1 protein-coding gene is annotated in these 534 nt (G+C 27.0%); it reads left to right on the top strand.

Going from position 1 to position 534, the window contains the following annotated elements; all coding sequences use genetic code 11:
• Positions 1–100: 100 nt before the first annotated feature.
• On the top strand, positions 101–534 hold a 434-nt coding region (locus tag HMPREF1495_RS10850; protein WP_034214745.1), incomplete at its 3' end, for a DUF5071 domain-containing protein.

The following is a 534-nucleotide window of genomic DNA, read 5'->3' as shown; positions in this document are numbered from 1 at the left end:
ATGGAATGGATTAATAGCAGGCCAACAGCAAAAGAGAATCCATACTACTTAACAAAAATATTAGCTTCAATATCTATAAGAGATAATGGAGGACCATGTAATGTCAAAATTGATTGATAACTTAATTAAAAAATATGAATATAATATTTATATTAACGAGAATATATCTGGGGAAAAACTAGACAAATTAGCATTATTATTAGAAAAAGAAGAAAATAATACAGAAACTTATTTTAATCCTTTGAGATACAAAAGTAAGTTTTCATGGTTCAATATTCTATATATTATAGAAAGGATGAGTTACACTAGAAAATTAGAGTATATACCATTTTTAATAGAACTATTACAAGATGCAAATTGGCCTACATTTGAGTATACTGTTTCATTATTGGTGTCTTACAATAAAAATGATTTGTTGCCCTATGTAGAAAGACTACTGTGGAGAGCATATGAAGATGATGATGAAATGTGGATATCTGGAATAGCTATACTTATTGAGGATAAGAATATTAAAAAAAGCGATTTTGAAAATCC

The organism is Lachnoanaerobaculum sp. MSX33, from assembly GCF_000512995.1.
Classification (GTDB): domain Bacteria; phylum Bacillota; class Clostridia; order Lachnospirales; family Lachnospiraceae; genus Lachnoanaerobaculum.
The sequence above is the reverse complement of the archived record's forward strand: the minus strand, read 5'-3'. Positions and strand labels throughout refer to the sequence as shown.